This window comes from Gottfriedia luciferensis (genome assembly GCF_001712755.1).
GTDB classification, from domain to species: domain Bacteria; phylum Bacillota; class Bacilli; order Bacillales; family Bacillaceae_G; genus Gottfriedia; species Gottfriedia luciferensis_B.
The window spans coordinates 371472-393213 of sequence record NZ_MDKC01000002.1; the positions used below are offsets into that span (position 1 = coordinate 371472).

The following is a 21742-nucleotide window of genomic DNA, read 5'->3' on the forward strand; positions in this document are numbered from 1 at the left end:
AAAAAAACAAAAAAAAACAGTTTTTAATAGTAAAATTGAACAAATGACTTAATTAAAAAAGAACATACCTTGGAATTCAACCTCTTTTACTAATATGACAGGAAATTATACTGACTTTGTCGAAATATTGAACTATATAAATTCTACCAAAGGACTGAGTGCTTTTGAACACATTATTGTTAACGGGTTTTGAACCTTTTTTGAACTTTTCAATTAATCCTACAGAAGAAATTGTGAAAGAGTTAAATAATCAAGAGGTTGGTGGGTTTCAAATAATTGGGGCAGTTTTACCTGTTGATTTCAGTACAGCGGGTAATGAGTTTATAAAATTATTTCATACGTATAACCCATCGGCAGTTATATCATTAGGATTAGCAGGTGGTCGATTAAAAATAACGCCAGAACGGATCGCCATAAATTGCAATGATGGTGCAGCGGATAATAAAGGGAATAAATATGCAGGGGCTAAAATTGATCCAGAAGGCCCGGATGGACTATTTACAACACTTCCAATTCAAAAGATTGTTAATGAATTAAACAATCACAAATTTCCAGCTGAAATATCCAATTCTGCAGGTACTTATTTGTGTAATAACGTGATGTATCAAATGCTTAATGAATTAAATAAAATTAACAAGCAAATTCCGAGTGGCTTTATTCATATCCCAGCTTCACATGAAATGGCCGTAATTGATCAGAAATTGCCAAGTTGGTCACAAACTGATTTGACGAACGCTATAAAGCTAGCAATCGAAGTGATTGATTTAAATGACTAGCACCAAATTGGATATATTTCCAGTAGGTTGCTCTGGCTTAGTATGTTATTTAGGTGATTCCATTTCAATGGAAACAAATAAATTAGTACATGCTTTTTCAGAATATCTAAAAACTAAATTATTGACTAAAATAACAGCAGTTGTACCATCTTATCATTCCATTACGATTTTTTATGATTCAATTAACTTTTCATACAAGGAAATATACCAAGAAATAAAAGGTCATTTTAATCGTTATACTAGTTCGAAAATTAACAGAGAACATACAATTTATAAAATTCCAATTTGTTTTAGTTCCACGTTTGGGACAGAACTTCCAAAAGTAGCAGAGCATAATAAACTAAAAACTGAAGAGGTAATTCGACTTTATTTAGAAAAAATGTATCCCATTTATATGATTGGTTTTATACCCGGGTTTCCATATCTTGGCGGGTTAAATCCTAAACTAGCAACTCCTAGGCTAACAAAACCAAAAACAGTTTTAAAGGGTTCGGTTGGGATTGCTGGAAATCAAACAGGTATTTATCCATTTGAATCTCCTGGGGGATGGAATATTATTGGACGTACGCCAATTTCAATATTTTCAACGAAAAATAATGGCACAGAAAACTTTAAACCTGGAGATCTAGTGAAATTTTTTGAGATTAATATCGAAGGATTTAATGAGATTGAACAACTAGTGAAAGAGGACAACTATTCAATTAAAAAGGAAGTGCGTTTTATTGATTCACATTGACTTAAACTGTGATTTAGGTGAAAGTTTTGGGAATTACAAAATAAATGATGAACAAATTATGCCACATATTACTTCTGCTAATATCGCTTGCGGATTTCATGCAGGAGATCCGTTTGTAATTTATGAAACAGTAAAATTAGCAAAGCAATATAATTTATCAATTGGAGCGCATCCAAGTTTTCCAGATTTACTTGGTTTTGGTAGAAGAGAAATGAATTTCAGTGAAGAAGAAATATATAAATTAGTTCTCTATCAGATTGGAGCACTCTATTCGGTTTGCAAAGTAAACCAAGTTGAACTACGTCATTTAAAACCTCATGGTGCACTTTATAATATGGCAGCTACTAATCTGAAACTTGCTTTAGCGATTACAAAAGCAATGAAAAGCTTCGATCCTTCACTAGTCTTATTTGGACTTGCAAATAGCAAATTAATTGAAGCTGCAATCGAAATGGATATCCCTTTTTCTTCAGAAGTATTTGCAGACCGGACATATGATGAAGATGGTTTATTAGTACCTCGTAATCAATTAAACTCGGTTCATCACAATACTAAAGATGCCATTAAACAAGCACTTCAAATAGTAACAACTAATACCGTATCGACAATTTCCGGTAAAGATATTCCAATTCAAGCTGATACCATTTGTATACATAGTGATTCTGACATTTCTATTAAATTAGCGATGGAATTACGTAAGGTACTTAGTGAAAATAATATACTTGTTAAGTCTATAGGAGCGTAATACTTTGAAAGAGCTTTTTGAAGTTTTACAAAGAGGAGTATCTATTTCAATTCAAGATAATGGTAGGAATGGATTTAGACATTTAGGGATACCTGTATCTGGTGCGATGGACAAGCTAGCTTATCAAATTGGAAATCTATTATTAGGAAATAAATTTAATGCATCTAGTATCGAAATTGCGATTGGTGGTACAGTCTTAAAAGCATTAAATCAATGTTCAATCGTCATTACAGGCGGAAATTTGAAACCTACAATTAACGGTAAATTCGTTGAGATGTATAAAATAATGGACTTAGAAAAAGGTGAGATTTTGACTTTTAACGGGGGAAATAATGGTGTTTATTCATATATTTCGGTACCCGGCGGAATTACAAGTGAATGTCATTTCGAAAGTCAGTCCTCGTATGAGCCTGCTTCTCTTGGATTAATTGTAAAGAAAGGTACAATAATTTATGGTTCAAGGACTACATATAAACTAGTAAAAAATGGACTAAAGCATGAGTTTATACCAAACTATCATAAGCATAATTTGGTTCATTTTATAAAAAGTAGTCATTTTGAAAAAATACATCACCAGATAAAAACACAAATTTTATCTGAACCTCTTACAGTTGGTACCTTTAATAGAATGGGAATGTATTTAAATTCAAAAAATGCTAATTTAGAACAGTTTGACTCAAATATTTTATCAGAAGGCACTACTTTTGGAACGATTCAAATCCTACCATCTGGTGAACCAATTATCTTACTAGCAGACTCACAAACTACAGGTGGATATGCCACATTAGGTACAGTAATTTATTCAGACCTTTGGAAACTTGTACAAATGCAACAAGGAAATACAATTCAATTAATACCAGTAGATGTAGATGAGGCGAGACTTTTAAATATAAGGCTTCATTTATTTTTAAATTATTTACAAATTGAATGTAGAAATAAGGAGAGATAAAGATGGAAAATTTACTTGCAAAGTTATTTGATGCTACGGAAAAAGGCGAAAATGAAATTGTAATTGAAATAATAAGTAACCAGCCGAATTTGATTCATGAAGAAAATGAACATGGGCTATCATTACTTGGAATCGCAGCACATTACGGTCAATATGAAGTTGTAAAAACTTTAGTAAAAAATGGTGCTCAGATCAATGAGCTTTCTCACTCAAAGCTTTCATTCATTCCACAAAACACGGCTCTCCATGCAGCTATTGCTGGTGCTAAGTCAATTGAAGTGATCGATTTTCTTTTAACTAATGGAGCAAATCCTAATATTAGCGACAGTGAAGGGCACACTCCTTTACATATCGCAGCATTTGAAGGAAACACTTCTATAGCTGAACGTTTGTTAAAAAACGGTGCTGAAATTAAAACGAATAATTCTAGTAAAACACCAATTGAAATTGCTGAAGAACGTGGTAATTCAGAGTTTATCAATTTTATAAAAAAAGTGACTTTATAAATAATTCGTAGTGTTGTGATGACTGTTCTGTCACAACACTTTTTGATATGATAAAGGAAAGAATAGTAAAAGAGGAATAAGATTTGAGAATTAATGTTTATATTAGCGCTTCAGGGTATTGTTCTAGAAGGGCAGCAGAACGATTGGTAGTTGCGGGACAGGTTAAAATTAACGGACTAACTGCTGAAAAAAACAGCATAGTAGAAGAAAACGATGTTGTACAAGTAAATGATGAAGCTATTTACTTAACGAGTGAAAAAGACTATATTATCCTAAATAAACCAGTAGGAATTACTTGTACAGGATTACAAACCGTAAAAGGGAATATAATTGATTTTGTTAATTATCCGAAGAGGATTTTTCCAATAGGTAGATTAGATAAAGATTCTGAAGGATTAATCATCCTTACAAACGACGGACCTATTGCACATAAAATTTTACATAGTGAACATGGACATGAAAAAGAGTATATTGTTACAGTCGATCAGCCGATTAATGTAGATTTTATTAATGGCATGTCAAATGGTGTACTAATCGGAAATGTTTTAACTAAAAAATGTAAAGTTGAAAAAATAGATGAATTTACATTCCGTATTATTTTAACGCAGGGCTTAAATCGTCAAATTCGGAAAATGGCAAAAAGTTTTGGATTTAAAGTGATTAAATTAAAGAGAATTCGAATTATGAATATCTATATGGAAAATCTAGAAATAGGTAAATGGAGAAAATTAACAGATAACGAACTATTTATTTTAAAAGAACAATTGAAAGAGGAAGAATCAAATGAAAATTTTAATTGATGCAGATGGCTGTCCAGTAGTTTCAGAAACAATTAAAATCGCAGCAGAATTTAAAATAAACGTTCTTTTATTATGTGATACTGCTCATATAATGCAAAGAGAAGGCGCTGAAACGATAGTAGTTTCCCAAGGTGCGGATGCAGTTGATTTTGCATTAGTAAATCGAGTTGTAAGTGGAGATCTCGTAATTACCCAAGACTATGGTCTTGCTGCTATGGTTTTATCAAAGCAAGCTTATGTATTAAATCAAAACGGCTTCCAATATACAAATGAAAATATTGATTCACTATTACATACTCGATATGTTTCAAAGAAAATTCGAAATGCGGGTGGACGAGTGAAGGGACCAAAAAAACGTCAAAAGCTTGATAATGCAAATTTCGAAAACGGCTTAAGAAAATTACTTTCTTCAATTTCTTTATAGTAAAATAGAGTTGTACAAATAAAATAAAAAAGGAGGCAAGCATGTTAACACTTGCAAGAGAAAACTTAAAAAAGTATTTTGGATATGAAAATTTTAGAGCGGGACAAGAACAAATTATTGAACGAGTTTTATCAGGAAAGCACACAGCTGGTATTATGCCAACAGGTGGTGGAAAGTCGATCTGTTATCAAATTCCAGCGACAATTCTCCAAGGAGTTACCCTCGTAATTTCTCCTTTGATCTCTTTAATGAAAGACCAGGTAGATGCATTGCATCAAGTAGGTATTCCTTCCACATTTATTAATAGTTCACTTTCTTATAATGAAGTAAATGAAAGAATGATGGATTTAAGCTATGGCGAATACAAAATTCTATATGTTGCGCCTGAAAGGTTAGAATCAGAAAGCTTTATCAATGAATTAAAAAGATTGCCGATCTTACTTGTAGCAGTTGATGAAGCACACTGTATATCGTCGTGGGGACATGATTTTAGACCAAGTTACTTACGTATAAAAAACTTAATACAAGAATTGCCTACGAACCCAACAATATTAGCACTTACTGCTACGGCAACTCCTCAAGTTAAATCTGATATATGTAATCAACTAGGAATAATTGAGGAAACGACGATCATTACAGGCTTTGAAAGAGAGAATTTGTCATTTAAAGTGATTAGAGGACAAAATCGATTAGATTATATTTGTAATTACATAAAACAAAATAAAAACGAATCTGGTATTATTTACGCAGCAACTAGGAAAGAAGTAGATAATGTTACCAATAAATTAAAAAACCTAGGCATTTCCGTCGGTAAATATCATGCAGGCTTAAGCGATGCAGAACGTTCAAAACAACAGGATGCATTTTTACAAGATAATATTAATGTAATGGTTGCTACAAATGCATTTGGAATGGGAATTGACAAAAGTAATGTTAGATACGTAATCCATTACCAAATGCCTAAAAATATGGAAAGTTATTATCAAGAGGCTGGAAGAGCAGGACGAGATGGATTAGAAAGTGAATGTATTTTACTTTTTACTGCACAAGACGTTCAAATTCAAAGATTTTTAATTGAGCAATCTACCTTTGAACCTAATCGATTAAAACAAGAGATTTCAAAACTACAATCAATGAAGGATTACAGTTATTGTGAAACATGTTTACAAGCATTTATTTTAAAATACTTTGGGGATGAAAGTGACCACTCTTGTGGAAAGTGTAGTAATTGTATTGACGAACGGACTGCAATAGACATTACAATTGATGCTCAAATTGTTTTATCATGCATTATTCGAATGGGCGAAAGATTTGGTAAAACGATGGTTGCATCAGTACTAACTGGATCAATGAATAAAAAATTAATAGACTTAAATTTTCATACTTTAACGACATACGGTTTATTCAAAAACCGTACATTAAAAAGTGTTGGTGATTTAATTGATTATTTAACATCGGAACAATTTATTGGCGTTACAAGCGGTAAATTCCCACTGTTAACTGTAACAAATAGGGGAAGAGAAGTACTATTAAATAAAATAAATGTAATGAAAAAAGAAGAAATCCAAGTTACTGAAAGTACAAACGTCGATAATCATTTATTTGATCAACTGCGAAGTTTACGTAAAGAAATTGCGACAGAACTTGGAGTACCACCATTTGTCGTATTTGCAGATAGTACTTTACGAGATTTATGTAAATTACTCCCAACTACTGATGAAGAATTCCTACAAGCAAAAGGTGTCGGATTACAAAAACAACAAAAATTTGGTGATCAATTTATAGAAGTGATCAAGAAGTATAAAGAAGAAAACCAAATTGAAGTAGAAACAACAAAACCAAAAGCAACAATTATTAATAAAGTACCTTCACACAAAATATCATACGAATCTTATCAAAACGGACTTTCGATTTCTGAAATTGCAAAAGAGAGAGGATTAAATACGACTACTGTTGAAAATCATATTTTGCAAAGTGCAGTGGAAGATGATCGTTTTGATTGGGATGAAGTAGTGCCTTTTGATATTGAAAAACAAATTAAAGAAGTAATAAATACAGTTGGAAGCGAAAAACTTCGACCTATAAAAGACGAATTACCAACTGAAATTAGTTATTTTATGATAAAAGCTGTAATTATGAAATCTGCAACATAATATAAACTTTTTACACTAAAAGTATAAAGAGCTTCCTATTTTAAATGGGAAGCTCTTTATATTACCTATTTCTTGCTAGCCTTGACCTTTATTTGATTACTTTCTTTACTTTCATTATGAAGTCGATCGACAGCTGTTATTTCATACGTGTAATCTTTATCTATATTTGCTGTTGTATCTAAATATGTTGTTTTACCATTTTTTGATTTGCGAACAGTAGTTAAGATGTTCCTTGGATCATCAATGCTATCTTTATGTAATCCATCAAAACGGTATACAACATAATATGAAACATCGTGATCATTAGGGTGAGTATTCAATGTAAGTTGGATTCCATCTTTTGTTCGAGAAGCTTTTTCGAATTTTGGTGTCTTTGGAGCTTGGTTATCTAACCACGGCATTGAAGGAATTAATGCCTTTGTTCTATATAAGTCCTGGCTTAAACGATCCTTAATACCAAGTGGATTTCGATTTAAGTCTTTTATTGAAAAATGCATACTTCCTTTGATTTCAGGAATTGTACGATTTAATTCAATTTGTTTTGGTAATTCGTCAGGTAGAGCCCAAGCTGCGTTGTTATCGTTAATTTTGTAATCAGCTTGTCCAATATATAAATCAATATTCTTACCTTTTACTTCCTTCGTCCACCAATTTGCGAGTATATCGTATGCAGCAGGTTCAAATCCTATATTCCAATAGATTTGCGGAGTAATATAATCAAGATATTCTTTATTAATCCATTCTCTAGTATCTGCAAATAAATCATCATAATTTGTTTGACCAGCAGTAGTATTTGAGCCAGTAGGGTCTTTTGCTATATTTCGCCATACCCCAAAAGGACTAATCCCAAATTTGACATAAGATTTTTCTTTCTTTATTGAATTATGAAGTACTTTTACGAACTGATCTACATTGTCTCGTCGCCAATCTTCAATATTATCAAACTTTTGTTTACCATATTTTTCGTACGAAGATTGATCTGGAAATTCTTGACCAGCGATACGATATGGATAAAAATAATCATCCAAATGTACTGCATCTATATCATATTTTTTTACAACTTCCATAATCCCATCAATAATAAATTGACGTGCATCTGGATTACCTGGGTCAAAATATAATTGCTTTCCATATGGGACTACCCAATCAGGATGTTTTCTTGCAGGATGGTTTTCTGCTAAAGTATTTAAATCCTCTAAAGTTGCATTTCCTGGTGCTGTTCGTGGCATAGTAATTCGATATGGATTGAACCAAGCATGAAATTCAATATTTCGTTTATGTGCTTCTTCAACCATAAATGCAAGTGGATCATAGCCTGGATCCTTACCTTGTGTACCAGTTAAATATTTTGACCATGGACCATAATTAGATGGATAAAAAGCATCAGCGGTCGGCTTAATTTGGACAACGACTGAATTCATTCCCATCATTTCTACATCATCTAATAGTTTAATAAACTCCGATTTTTGTTGCATTTCAGACAAACCAGTAGCAGATGGCCAATCGATGTTTACTACTGATGCAATCCAAGCTGCTCGTAGCTCATGCTTTGGAGGGATAGAGTACTGTGAAGTAGTTTCAGCATGAACATTTTGAATTTGTTGAAATAATAGAGATGCACCTACTGTAGCAGCAATCGCATATTTTCCAAGTTTTCTTTTCTTCATAAGTGTTCCACCATACTTTCTATTAAATTAGTAGCGCTTACATAATATAAAACTATCAAAAATGGAAAGTATTGTCTATAATTTTTGAAACAAAATTTCAAAAAAATCTAAAAAATTAAGAAATTAAATTTCGATTTGTTTGATACTTTTTTGAAATCCCTCAAATATAAATCATTTTATCATTCCCGATCTATAGCTTGGCTTGTCTTAAATTGGTAAAATATTGATTGAAGTATAATTGCATAAATTAAAGGTCATATAAGGAATGAGCATACATAATTTATACAAATATTACGAGACAAGAGAGGATAAGAATTTGAAAATAAGTCAATTAATTGCAAATAATATTAATAAATTAGATGCAATTTTACCTGAGAATCAGTCATTGGGAATTGCTGGATTATCTGGCTCTGGTAAAACTACTTTTTGTCAAACAATTGGTGAGGAGTCAAAGAAACGTCTAGTGTCTTTACTTCCAAAAGCTGAATATCAATATTTATTCCCAAACATAATGGAAACAAATTTTAGTGCGATTAACATGGAAGAAATGCCATTAGTACTTTTCCTAGGCAAATCATCCATTTCTACTAATCCACGTTCAACACTAGGAACACATACAGGTGTTTTTAAAGACATTCGTGTAAGCCTTGCAGAAAAGTTTAATCTTTCTCCAGAAGTTTTTTCGTTTAATAATGAATTAGGTTGGTGTCCAGATTGTAAGGGCCGCGGAATTACAAAAAATATTGAATGTAAAAAGTGTAAAGGAAACCGATATAATCAAAAAATTGAAGAATATAAAATTGAGTTATTTGATCGTCCACATTCTATTTCGGATATTAATAATTTAAGTGTAGAAACAATTTTATCACTAGCAGAGGAATTACAAATTAGTGAAGCTAAACAGCATTTACTAAACAATATAATCAAAATGAATATTGGCTATTTATCCCTAAATCGAATTACTGGAACATTATCCGGTGGAGAAATAACTCGACTTTATTTAGCAGAATTTATGGCAACTAGTGAAAATACTGTTATAATCATCGATGAAATTTCGGTAGGTCTTGACCATGATACTTTAAATAGAATATTAGCCGAGATAAAAGAATTAGGATTTAAAAATCAAATTTGGTTAATTGACCATTCCGATACTGTACTAGATGCAACAGATGATCAAGTGTTTTTCGGACCTGGAAGTGGTAAATACGGCGGAAAAATCGTTGAAGAATCTCCTCGACCTAAACCGATTTATTGGAAAAGAAACGAGATTTTCCCGAATGATTTCTATGAGTTTAAAGATCTTCATTGTCGTAATATCCAAATTCAAGATATACAAATTCCTAAAAATAGACTAGTAACATTTACTGGAGAATCTGGATGTGGTAAATCAACTCTAGTAAATGAATGCATGTCAAAAGACTTTTTAAAACGATACCCAAAAGATAAATTGGTGATGGTAGGTCAGGATCGGAACCAATCGATTACGAGTCGATCAACAGTTGCTACTTTCCTAGATATAAAGAGAAAGTTAACAAAATATAGTGAAGAAATAGATGATATTTTCCTACGTTCAATCGAGGATATCATTGAAGAACTACCGAACGAAGACATAGCACATAAGCGATTAAGCTTATTAATCAAACTTGGGCTTGGCTATCTTACTCTTGAGAGAAAAACACAAACACTATCAACTGGTGAATTTCAATGTGTACATTTAGTTTCTGAACTATTTTCTAATACAAGAAGCCCTCATACATTATTCATTTTTGATGAGCCCTCAAAAGGATTATCACAAAATATATTAAATCAATTTATCGATAGTGTTCGAGAAATTCTAAAAGATGAATCAATTTCTATTATGATGATTGAACACAATGCTTACATGTTAGAAAGCTCGGATTATATTGTTGATTTTGGAAAAAGAAAGATTACTCCCGTTGAACATCTCGATGTTGTAAATCATGATGACTATTTTAATCAGATAAAACAGGATCATGAAAAGCCACAGTCGCAAATTTCATCATCACTTAAAATACAAAAGGGTGTTCAATATTTACAAGAAAATAATATAAATTATTTCAAAAATGCAGAAAACATTTATAAAGGCGGAATATTAAAAAGTCTATCATCGATGGCACGACTTATTTATGGAGAATATGAATCTGATGCTATTCTTCCTGTTATTGCAATTGATTTAGAAAGACATTTATACAGTCAATATACATTTTTATATGAAATCGGCGGCCTAATCAATCAAATCGTTGCTTCACATCCGACAAATAAGGATACAAGAAGTTTTGACTTTTATAACCAAGAAAATCATTGTCCTTCCTGTTCTGGCCGTAGAGTAATTGAGAAGTTTGATATTGATGTAGTCATTCAAGATAAAACAGTACCATTTTGGGAAGGTTTATTACATTCTGATGTAATGGAAGTTTTAAAATATTACCAATATCCTAAATTACAATTCTTATTTGATGAAATAAAAAATGAACTTGGTCAAGACATTAGTAAAAGTTTTAATGAGATGTCAGAAGCAGAAAAACAAACTTTTTTATATGGATACTATGAAAAAACTTTTTATGATAAGGCTGGAAAGACACAAAGATTATGGGAAGGCTTTAATACGATTATTGGACGATATATGTCAATTTCAAAATCGGCCATTAAAGAACAAATGAAAGCTTCCAAAGTGCAAATTATATGTCCTATTTGTGAAGGCACAGTTTTAAACCACCACAAAAAATTAATGTTTGGCAAATTAGACATTCGTGAAATCATTAATCAACCTGTGGATCAAGTAATTAATACAGTTGGACAGTTAACAGTCTTAGAAGAAATAAAATCAATTGTTGGTGGAGAAACAGCATTAACTGTAGAAGTTTCTTTACTATCTCGAGAACAACAGGTTGCTTTAAAAATGTTAGAAATAAAACAAGCAAGTTTCGTTGGATATGAAGTTGTATTACAAAATGCTTTACCGTTCTGGGATCGTGTTAAGACAAATATTGAAGAAATAAGCAATAAAAACTTAATAACGATAACTGATTTTAAAGATATATTGGAGACCAGAGAAGATATTATAGACAAATATTTTACAAATGGTAAATTCAAAAAACTAACATATGTTTATGAAGCATTTGGATATAAAAAAATCGTTACACTAATTAATAAAGTAAAAGCGAGTAACCCTTGTCCGTTCTGTAAAGGAAAAAAAGTAATTTCTGAAGATAATTTACATGACGGTGTATATAAATTAACAATACCATGTGTTAGCTGTTTAGCTAGTGGAATCAATGAGAGTGGACGCCAACAGCTTGTTGAGGGAATTGCAGTTCAAACATGGCTCACTGGTAAAGTAAGTGAAATAGTTCCTGAAAATCAATTAACTGAAGAAGTTAAAGATATACCGATATTTAATCGTATAAGAGAACTAAATAAACGTGATATGATGGCAGTTTATCAATGTTTGATTCAAAATAATTAATAAAAATAAAACTCATTTTCAAAGAACTTTTTGAAATGAGTTTTTTATTTTGTGGCTTAAAATATATGTGTCTATATAACAGGTAAAATTGTTGTAAAACTTTCATAGAATAATGTTCACAGTTTATACATGGTATTAACACAGTATACTTAGTATGATTAATCTGTAGAAAAAAACGAATTTTTTAAAAATATATTTTTAAAATAACAATACTATATTTGAAAGTAGGAGATATAATGAATCATTTAAACTTAGGTAGAAACTTAAAAATATCAGCGGGTTTAACAGTATTTGTAATATTCTTGATGACATATCTTTTAAACTAAAATATTGTATTTTGCATATTAATTTGATCCGAAAACTCATTTGTTAAAAATACAAATGAGTTTTTTTTATATTTCTTTTTTTAATAAAGAAATTATTATATCATTTCATTCGTATAATAATAGAGCTGTAAATTAGAACAATGCTTTTATCAATACTATACAAAGATAACATGCAAACGAATGTTCATAGTAACTTTGATATTATTGGTTTATCTTAAGCATGCTTTTACAAAATATAAAAATCATAGAACACTATTGAGCTTACTGTTTAATATAAATGCGTTTATAAATTACAATAGAAGAAATTAAATAGAGAATCACACTTAAGTAGTGGTCCTCTTTTATAAAAATTCATTTATTAGCTCATCAAATCTTTCTCTTTCAATAAACTTTGATGCTAAATTCGATAAACCTTTTAATGCAAAAAGGAGATAGCATGCCAGTATAGAATATAAGCATTGTAAGGAGTGTGAGGGGTATGATAGATGGAGATGTAATATTAACTAGTACTCAAATAAGAGAGCAGTTAGAGTTGAAACCAAGCACCTTCAGAAAATATCAGGACATCTTAGAGAATGTTGGTTATACAATCAAGAAGAATAGTAGAGGACATCGACAATATTCAAATTATGATGTCTTGATCTTCGAAAAACTAATCGAATTAAGTAAGCATGATGGTATGACGTTAGAGAAGTCTGCGAGATTGATAAAAGAGCAAACCAATAGATTAATACCTCATACTGACATGATAGTCGAAGAAAAGTCTTTAAACTTAACGGAGCACCTAATACAAATAAACAATGAACACCAGTTGCATACAATTGAAAAACTAATGAATGAAATGGAAGAAAGACTTTCTAAAAAGATGGATCTACAACATAAAGAAGTATTAAAGCAACGAGAAAAGCAGACTAGCTTACTGATGCAAGAATGGAGAGAACAAAGAAAACAAGATCAACAACTGTTATTAGAAACGGCAGCCACTCAAGAAAAGAATTCATTACTAAAGAAAGTAAGTGAAAAAATGGAAGAATTAAAAAAATGGTATTTTGAAACATGAGCTTATATTACAATCTAGCACTTTCGCAGTGCTATTGTCGTTGGAATAATATTAGCCATTTGGAATTCTACACTTAATTACTGGTTTTTGGATATTCTAATGGTAAAATTAGGTATAGTAGGGCGTGGTAGGTGCCTTTCTTCTTAAAGAAGAAGAGGAGAGTGGTGGTTAGGCCTTGATATACAAGCTTTTTAATTGGTAATTAGTTAATGTAAATTTGATGTAAATCGTTATTAGGCTCACTTTTAGATGTAATTGCTTCAGGATCAAAAGAATTGCCTAATGATAAGTTAGAAGATACTCCACGTGGCTAGTTTTGCTGCTGGGTAGTTCCGAGTGAAAAAGCGATAAAATGATGATATTTACTAAGTAGACCTAAACTGCGCACCTTTCTTTTTTTAAAGAATGTTTTGCGATGTGACTTTACTGATGATGATCGTTCAACTATCACTCCAGATAGTTGAACAATACTGAAATATACTATCAAAAACTTAATATGAATTAAGTTCTTCAATAAGGTGTATTACATCAATAAGTGTTTACTATGTTTTATATTAGTTTTTAGTCGAAGGCTCAGAGAAGTCTCTCTAAGCCATTTTGGTGTAAGATTTGGAAGATTTTTTTGCAATTATCAAGTTTTCAAGTTAGTTCAACGCCTAATTGCTTAAAAATTTTTTTCATCCCTATTTTTCATTCGTTAGTAGGATATTTATAATGGTAAATCTTTTCGCTTAAAAACAACAACGCCCATGAAATAGAGAAGAAGACTTAATCCAACAAGTATGAATAATTGACCTCCATAACTTCCGTTTTGAATGATGGCAGTGGAATCATAAAGAGTGATAATACTAACATTTCTAAGGAATTCCAGACTGTCATTCATTCCAGAAAGCATATTCGTTGCATAGAAAAACACTGTAAGGCCTGCACCTAGTGCTAGGGAATAGCTTGAACGGTTGAATAAACAAGATGCAAAAAAAGTAATGCTACTAATGGCTAAATTCAATACTAGAGATCCTAATGTAAGAATGAAGAATTTATTTACAGGTAATTCACCAGGCTGGACTAGCTCCGCCACACCGTATCCTACAACAAATATCAACCCGAACATTACCACTAGTGACAAAACAAAAAAGATAATACTTGTAAAAGTGTATTGCGTTCTTGTGATCGGAGTTGATAAATGAAAGGCCATGCTACCTTTATCTACTTGTTCTGCTATTAGTTTATTTCCAATAATAATCGAATAAATCATGGCAAAGATGAGGACGAAGTTTCCAAAATATTGATTTGCTACAAAGGCAATTAAGGTAGTTATATCACCTAAGGGATTTACAGGAGCATCCATGCTTGTTTGGGCAATATTCTGCATGGTTTCCGGAGTGAAAACACTCATAACAATCACTATTAACAGAGAAAGTGCTCCTGCAATAATACTGAAAACTTTTAAATTTAATTTTACTAAGCGGATAAATAAAGACTTTTTAAACATGCTCTTGATTCTCTCCTTTATAAAAACTCATAAAATGATCTTCTAATGAGTTCTTCATTTCACGAAACATTGTTACCTCTCTTTTAGACAGGGAACGTATTAATTCGTTAATTTGTTTGTCTTCTATCTCTACAGTAACCTGTAAAGTTTCCATATCGTTCTTTTTAATGACAAAATTTTCTTTTAAAATCGATTCGAAGTCTGATCGTTTTTTAAACATAATGATAAATGTGTTTTTACTAAAATGCTTAAAATCTTGAGAGTTCATTACCGAAATGATTTTACCTTGCTTAATCATCGCAATACTATCGCATGTTCCCTCAATCTCCTCAAATAGATGAGAAGACATTAGGATACTTTTACCCTTGTTTTTTTCCTGATGAATTAATTTTACAAACATCGATTGCATTAGTGGATCAAGACCTGTTGTTGGCTCGTCTAGAATAAGAATCTGAGGATCATGCATGAAAGCACAAACAATCCCAACCTTTTGTTTCATTCCTTTGGACATACGTTTTATTTGAGTTGATGGATCTAAGTCGAACATCTCTATTAACTGATTCGCCTTTGTCATGTCACCGAGACCACGCATTTTAGCTGCATGCAAAATAAGTTGTGTACCAGTCATGTTCTCAGGAAAAGCAATCTCTGCAGGTAAATAACCAAGATGTTTTTGAATCTCTTTTGGTTGATTCCAACAATCTAAATTTAAAATTGTAGCTTTTCCACTTTGGGGTTTGATAAATCCTAATAGGTGACGGATCGTCGTAGTTTTACCAGCACCGTTAGGACCTAAAAAGCCAAAAACTTCCCCTTTCTCAATTTTAAGTGATACATCAAAAATACCCTTATTGTTTCCATAATCTTTTGTAAGGTGTTGGATGTTTATTATTGTCATTTAAATCACCACGCCAATTCTGCTTTATTTATCCGACAACATGTCGTATGATGTAAGTGTATTATGGATTACTATCTCTATCAACCGACATTCGTAGTACAACTGTCGGATTTCGAGAGACAAGTTGGAGGGATAAAAATGAAAAAGAAGCCAGAGATAACTGCACAAACAAAACAAAATTTAATAGATGCCTTCTGGGAAATTTATTGCACTAAGCGAATAGAAAAAATTACAATAAAGGAAATTACAACTAGAGCAGGGTATAATCGGTCCACATTTTATGAATACTTTTCCGATGTTTACGATGTCCTGGCACAATTGGAAGACAATTTAATTTTCAAACTACAACAGTTACCTATCCAGAAATTATCCACTTCAGATACATTTCCGTTTGAAGCAATTGTGAGCATGTATTCACATCACCGCAAATATCTCATGGTCCTGTTAGGAGATCAAGGAGACCTAGCCTTTCAAGGGAGAATTAAAGCAAGCATGAAACCCATGATGAAAGAACTCCTAATTGCACGAGGAGCGACAGACAGTTTTAAGCTGGATTATAAGTTGGAATATGCCTTATCCGCTATGATAGGCGTACTAAGCTATTGGTTTAACCAAGAAAATGCTCCATCCATTGAAAAATTGATAGAGTTGTTAGGGGAACTTTCTAGTGAAGGTGTTATGAAGAAGTTAATAGGGTGAAGTTGAGTGGTATTTTTTTGGGGATATTTATTGTTGAATGCGTAAATTAATACACAAAAACATAAATGGAGAGTGTGTGAAAAGAGCAAATACATCTGATCAACAATTTGGTGTTTTTCTAAAAAAAGAAAAGAGACTTGATGCTTTAAGGCTATTATTGTGAGGTAACTCTTATTACGCAGTACGAAACGATAGCGTAATAGACCAAATATACTATATTCTATTTTGGCTATATATCAACAAACGATAATTGTTGTGCTGCTGCAGTTATAGCGTAATTATTTGCCATTCTCCAACATGATGGAAAACCCACTAAAGTGGAGTATGTATAGGAAGAATTGAGAAGACAAAAATTGCATTTGGAGTATTAAAATATTTTATGAGTTCTTAGATTGCCATTGGTATAAAAAAGAAAGCAAAATTTTTAAAAGTATTAACAAAAACAGAACATACATTCTGGTTTTGTGTTATAGATTATGGTAAAATAAGGTAGAGTAGAATTGTAAGTTGCCTTTCTTTGTAATGTAAGTCTATGTAGATATTAAATTAGGAAAACTACATAAAGTTAAAATCAGTAGTATCAAGGCTTTTTTGAAATTATGTAGGAATACTATTTCCTGATAGAAGTAACTGCTAGTCTTTCTTCGCATAGAAGGGAGGTGAGAATGTGACTGGTTATGAGATTGCAAATTTAATTATTCAATGTGTTGGAATAACTGCAACTGTAATCTTAAGCATAATCGGTATTATCATTTCTATTAGCAAAAAAAAATAACCACCCTACCCCTCGAAATGGTTGTGGTGATTATTTCTTCACTGGATCCAAGGAAAGCAACTTTCCAATTACTACTCGGAAGGGGTGTGTTCGCAGCACATCCCTTTTTAGTATATTCTTTATGACTTCATTATAGTCCTTTTAGTATAGTTTGACAATGAAGTTAACGTTCTTTTTAACTGAATGAATCGTTAATTTGCAATTTTTTCATTTGAATTTTGCGACACTTTTTTCGGTGAATTCAGTAGCAGTATTAAAGCGATACCTAAAAATGTCATAAAAATTCCTATTATTTGGGTTGGTGTTGGTTTAAAACCTGTTATGACTGTATCTAATACAATGGCCACTGCAGGATCTAAAAATGTTAATACAGCAATCATATTAGAAGGTAAAAATCGAATATTACCAAAGAATAATGCATAAATAACGCCAGTATGAACAAAACCAATAATCAAAATAAAACTCCAGTTTTCTAAATGCAAGTTTTGAAAAGAATCAAATTTAACAAAAGGAATTAAAAGTAGAAACCCTAATGTAGTCTGAAGTAAGGTCGTAAAATATGAACTTGTTTTTGTAATCCCTTTATTCACAATCATTAATAATCCATAAAAGATTGCCGCAAGAAATGCCCAAATGACACCAGATGAAAGAAATTTATCAAGTGTAAAATCAGAATTAATACCGGATAAAAGAATTGAGCCGATAAAACTACTTAAAACACCAAGTAAAGGAATTACCGTAATTTTTTCTTTATAAATTAAACTACCTAATAAGAATAAAATAACGGGAGCTAAGTAATAAATTGAAACTGAAATTGTAACTGATAAATTTTCAAATGATTTAAATAAAAATACCCAATTCATAACTAATAGGATCCCACTAAATAATGAAAGTGTTATATCTTTTTTATTAAATATTTCTTTTTTAGCTAACCCTGAAAAATACCAAACTGAAAATAAAAAAATAGTTGCAAAAACACATCTAATAAAAACTAAATCAATGGCTTTTAGGCCTGTTTTAGGAGCGACGAAACCTACTGTGCCGAAAGTAGCCATTGCAATAATGATACTAATTGTCGCCTTTTTATTTACTGTCATATTCCCCAATATGTATCACATCCATTTCATGTGTAATTTCAATATTCTGTCAAATAAGTATATACTAAACATTAGGGTTATATCAATTGAATAAATCATGGATAAGGAAATACCTTAGTCATTGAGTATTCATGAGGAAGTAAAAAGCTAGGAAGCTAATAATTCCTTACTCATAAGATGTTCAAAATAAATATATTTTCCAAGCCATTTAAGATTTTTAAAATCGAAGTTTTCATTAAATTCTGTTTAAATTAATAGGCAAATAAATAGAATTCATTTATACTATTATTTGTAGTTTTAAAGAATTATTGATAAAAATTAGTCAATTAAGTTTTTAATAGTGAGGGGAATTTAAATGAATATCGTAGTAGTAAATGGTTCACCAAGAGCAAATGGTCGAACTAGATTCTTAGCAAAACAAATCGCAGATTCTAATAATTTTACAAATTTAGATTTAGCATTTGAACAAGTTCCTCTTTATAACGGGGAAGCTGAACAAAAAGAAATAGAAGCAGTTAAAGCTATTAGAGAATTACTAGTTAAAGCTGATGGAATCGTTATTTGTACGCCAGAGTACAATAATGCGATGAGTGGAGCTTTAAAAAATCTAGTTGAATTATTAGGCTCTGAGCCATTTAAGAAAAAGCCAATTTCATTATTAGCAGTAGCTGGTGGTGGAAAAGGTGGTATAAACGCTTTAAATAGTATGAGAACTGTAATTCGTGGTGTATATGGAAATGCATTACCAAAACAACTAGTTTTAGATCCAGTTGATTTTGAAAATGATACAGTTGTGAAGCCTGAAGCTTTTGCAAAAGTAGCTGAAGTAATTGATGAATTAAAAGAATATGTACAAAAAGAAATTTTGTATAAAGAATACATAGAATCAAATAGTGTTTCTAAGTAATAAAAATGGTCCTAATCAATTATGGGTTAGGACCATTAAAAATAGCTTAACATCTTTGTTAAGCTTAAAGTAAATTATCATTTACATTTCTAATAGGAAAGTTTACTTTGTATCGTACAGCGATAATTCTAATTGCAGTTGTAATTAGAAAACAAATATACAAAGATTGCAGTTTAGTAAATTCACCATGTGTAAACAAAATTGTAATAGAGCCGATAATTGCTGCTATTGCATAAATTTCTTTTCGGAATACAAATGGAATTTCTCTTGCGAATACATCTCGCATAATTCCACCGCCAATTCCAGTGATTAACCCCATCGAAATAATTAAAAAAGAACCTTTTAAACCATGATCAATTGCCGAATATGAACCAACAGCAGTAAAAACACCTAAACCAATTGCATCAGTAATGATTAAAGTTGATTGGAACTGCATTGTTCGTTGATAAAATAACCATGTTACAATTGAAACGACTGTACTTACGATAAAGTATTGAGGTTTTGCGAAAGCATTCGGTACCGTTTGACCTAAAATAATATCACGTATTAACCCTCCGCCAAGAGCAGTACAAGCTGCTAAAAAAACAACACCGAATAAGTCCAATTTCTTTTGAATACCAACCAAAGTACCAGAAATGCTAGCAGCTATAATCCCTGCATAAACAAAAACCTCGAGCAAAATCATCCATTCTATCCCCTTAATTCCATTTTCTATGATTCATTTTAGCAACAGGTAAGGACTATTACAATATTAAAATAACTTTGAAAACGCTTCATTTAAAAAAATTTTTTCATATGAAAAATTTACAGTATTTTACAAGAAATTCACTTGAAATTTATAGATAGGAGAGGTTAAAATGCAAAACAAAATTATACAACATAAAAATAAAATTTTATCAAAAGAAATTCAATTAATAATGGATAAATTTAATATTGTCGGGTTTCAAGCTGCTGCGGTTTTAAAAGATAAACTGATTTGGTCCGATGCTTATGGTTATCGTAATTTAGAAACAAAAGAATTAGTTACAGAAAATACGATGTTTCGAATTGCTTCTATTTCAAAACTTTTTACTGCTACTGCAATCATGCAATTAGTCGAAAGAAAACTAATCGATTTAAATCAAGATATTAGTCATTATTTAGGTTTTAAAGTAAGAAATCCTAAATTCCGTAATTCTTCAATTACCTTGAGACAAATATTAACTCATACATCATCACTTAACTCGGACGATGCTTCAAATAGTGTTTATGCTAAGTACATTAAAGATGGCCATTCAGATTTTTCATTACAACTTACAGAATTATTAGATGAAAATGGAAAGTATTTTACGAAAGAAATATGGGGGGATTGGAAACCAGGAGATCAATGGATGTATTCAAATATTGGTGCGATCATATGCGGTGCAATAATAGAAAAAGTCACTAAGTTACGCTTTGACCAATATATCAAACAAAATATTTTTGAACCTTTAGAAATGAAGAATGTAGCATTTTCGTATGCTAATTTTAATAAAAGCCATGAACTGGCAAACCTTTATGAAAAAAATAAAGATACAAACGAATATAAAGTATCAATTGATGATATTAGGCAGAGTGGATATTCTAAGAATCATTGGGACCAATACATCATCGGTAAACATGGAGGATTATTTGAACCTCAAGGTGGACTAAGGACATCCGCAGTTGAATTAAGTAAGTTTTTACGGGTACATATGTTAAGTGGGAGTTTAAATGGACACCAAATTCTTGAACAAAAAACGTCAAAATTAATGACATCAATTCAATGGTCTAGAGAAGAAAATAATCACTTCTTTAGTAAAATGGGGCTTGGTTTTCATATTAGCCACGACTTTTTACCGGGTTACAAAGAAATGATCGGGCATGCGGGTGAAGCATACGGATTAATCAGCAACTTATATTGGCATGAAGAAAAACAATTTGGAATGATATTTATTTTGAACGGATGTCAGTTTGAATTATCTGAAGATTCAAGATTAGAAGTAGAAAAAGAATTAGCAGAAATAATTTATAAACACATTATTGAAGAACGTTTATTAAATCAGCTGTAAGGTAAATAATAAGAAACTACAATTTTTTCTGTTCCATAGTGGAGTAAAAATTCCTCCATCAGACTTAATCTTGTTAAAAGGATCTATTTATCAATAGGTCTTTTTTTATTTGTAATAGAAAATCCCAATTAAATTTTCATCAATTTTTCATAAAACTTTTATATAATAATTTCCGA

The 21742-nt window shown here is 31.3% G+C and carries 18 protein-coding genes; 13 read left to right on the top strand and 5 right to left on the bottom strand.

The genetic code is table 11. The features are described from left to right. Window positions 1-158: 158 nt before the first annotated feature. The 8 genes from BED47_RS04360 to recQ all read left to right on the top strand — a co-directional run bounded on the left by BED47_RS04360 (window position 159) and on the right by recQ (window position 7089). Entirely contained in the window at window positions 159-776 is a 618-nt protein-coding gene (locus BED47_RS04360) for a pyroglutamyl-peptidase I (RefSeq protein ID WP_353616537.1), read from the top strand. After that, complete coding sequence (gene pxpB / locus BED47_RS04365; RefSeq protein WP_025569274.1) at window positions 769-1512, top strand: 5-oxoprolinase subunit PxpB; 744 nt, start codon at window positions 769-771, stop codon at window positions 1510-1512. The genes BED47_RS04360 and pxpB overlap by 8 nt, the downstream gene beginning before the upstream one ends. Beyond that, window positions 1502-2257, top strand: a complete 756-nt coding sequence (locus BED47_RS04370) for a 5-oxoprolinase subunit PxpA (RefSeq protein ID WP_139116339.1) — start codon at window positions 1502-1504, stop codon at window positions 2255-2257. The genes pxpB and BED47_RS04370 overlap by 11 nt, the downstream gene beginning before the upstream one ends. Window positions 2258-2261: 4 nt before the next feature. Continuing rightward, a complete protein-coding gene (locus BED47_RS04375) occupies window positions 2262-3206 on the top strand; it encodes a biotin-dependent carboxyltransferase family protein (RefSeq protein ID WP_069032577.1) in 945 nt (314 codons plus the stop codon). A 2-nt stretch (window positions 3207-3208) separates the two neighbouring features. Next, window positions 3209-3712, top strand: a complete 504-nt coding sequence (locus BED47_RS04380) for an ankyrin repeat domain-containing protein (protein WP_084006763.1) — start codon at window positions 3209-3211, stop codon at window positions 3710-3712. 83 nt (window positions 3713-3795) lie between these two features. Beyond that, window positions 3796-4512, top strand: coding sequence for a pseudouridine synthase (locus BED47_RS04385; RefSeq protein ID WP_069032579.1), 717 nt, complete (start codon window positions 3796-3798; stop codon window positions 4510-4512). Beyond that, entirely contained in the window at window positions 4496-4936 is a 441-nt protein-coding gene (locus BED47_RS04390; protein WP_025569195.1) for a YaiI/YqxD family protein, read from the top strand. The genes BED47_RS04385 and BED47_RS04390 overlap by 17 nt, the downstream gene beginning before the upstream one ends. A 41-nt stretch (window positions 4937-4977) precedes the next feature. Beyond that, entirely contained in the window at window positions 4978-7089 is a 2112-nt protein-coding gene (gene recQ / locus BED47_RS04395; protein WP_069032580.1) for a DNA helicase RecQ, read from the top strand. A gap of 65 nt (window positions 7090-7154) precedes the next feature. Here the strand turns inward: recQ and BED47_RS04400 are convergent, their stop codons facing one another. Then, window positions 7155-8756: a glycoside hydrolase family 10 protein gene (locus BED47_RS04400; protein ID WP_069032581.1), complete on the bottom strand. Its 1602-nt coding sequence runs from the start codon at window positions 8754-8756 to the stop codon at window positions 7155-7157. A gap of 316 nt (window positions 8757-9072) precedes the next feature. Here BED47_RS04400 and BED47_RS04405 point away from each other — a divergent pair, with 316 nt between their 5' ends. Together BED47_RS04405 and BED47_RS04410 are read left to right on the top strand one after the other, a co-directional pair. After that, the gene (locus tag BED47_RS04405) at window positions 9073-12243 is read left to right on the top strand and encodes an ATP-binding cassette domain-containing protein (RefSeq protein WP_069032582.1); all 3171 of its coding nucleotides are present in this window, start codon (window positions 9073-9075) and stop codon (window positions 12241-12243) included. A gap of 804 nt (window positions 12244-13047) precedes the next feature. Next, a complete protein-coding gene (locus tag BED47_RS04410) occupies window positions 13048-13629 on the top strand; it encodes a MerR family transcriptional regulator (RefSeq protein ID WP_069032583.1) in 582 nt (193 codons plus the stop codon). Window positions 13630-14338: 709 nt separating this feature from the next. Here the strand turns inward: BED47_RS04410 and BED47_RS04415 are convergent. Together BED47_RS04415 and BED47_RS04420 are read right to left on the bottom strand one after the other, a co-directional pair. Further along, on the bottom strand, window positions 14339-15121 hold the full coding sequence (locus BED47_RS04415; protein WP_069032584.1) for an ABC transporter permease: 783 nt from the start codon (window positions 15119-15121) through the stop codon (window positions 14339-14341). Further along, window positions 15114-16019 carry an ABC transporter ATP-binding protein gene (locus BED47_RS04420; protein WP_069032585.1) on the bottom strand — a complete coding sequence of 302 codons (906 nt, stop codon included), beginning with the start codon at window positions 16017-16019 and terminating at the stop codon, window positions 15114-15116. Before BED47_RS04420 ends, BED47_RS04415 begins: the two co-directional genes overlap by 8 nt. A gap of 138 nt (window positions 16020-16157) precedes the next feature. On the opposite strand from BED47_RS04420, the gene BED47_RS04425 reads away from it, so the two are divergent. Beyond that, entirely contained in the window at window positions 16158-16718 is a 561-nt protein-coding gene (locus BED47_RS04425) for a TetR/AcrR family transcriptional regulator (protein WP_069032586.1), read from the top strand. Window positions 16719-17684: 966 nt separating this feature from the next. Here the strand turns inward: BED47_RS04425 and BED47_RS04430 are convergent. After that, window positions 17685-18590 (bottom strand): DMT family transporter, encoded by a 906-nt coding sequence (locus tag BED47_RS04430; protein ID WP_069032638.1) that lies wholly within the window; start codon window positions 18588-18590, stop codon window positions 17685-17687. 355 nt (window positions 18591-18945) lie between these two features. Between BED47_RS04430 and BED47_RS04435 the strand changes: the two genes are divergently transcribed. Next, complete coding sequence (locus tag BED47_RS04435) at window positions 18946-19497, top strand: NADPH-dependent FMN reductase (RefSeq protein WP_069032587.1); 552 nt, start codon at window positions 18946-18948, stop codon at window positions 19495-19497. 64 nt (window positions 19498-19561) lie between these two features. Here BED47_RS04435 and BED47_RS04440 read toward each other — a convergent pair whose 3' ends face one another. Further along, the gene (locus BED47_RS04440; protein WP_069032588.1) at window positions 19562-20182 is read right to left on the bottom strand and encodes a trimeric intracellular cation channel family protein; all 621 of its coding nucleotides are present in this window, start codon (window positions 20180-20182) and stop codon (window positions 19562-19564) included. A gap of 172 nt (window positions 20183-20354) precedes the next feature. Here BED47_RS04440 and BED47_RS04445 point away from each other — a divergent pair, with 172 nt between their 5' ends. Next, a complete protein-coding gene (locus BED47_RS04445) occupies window positions 20355-21566 on the top strand; it encodes a serine hydrolase domain-containing protein (RefSeq protein WP_069032589.1) in 1212 nt (403 codons plus the stop codon). Window positions 21567-21742 lie beyond the last annotated feature (176 nt).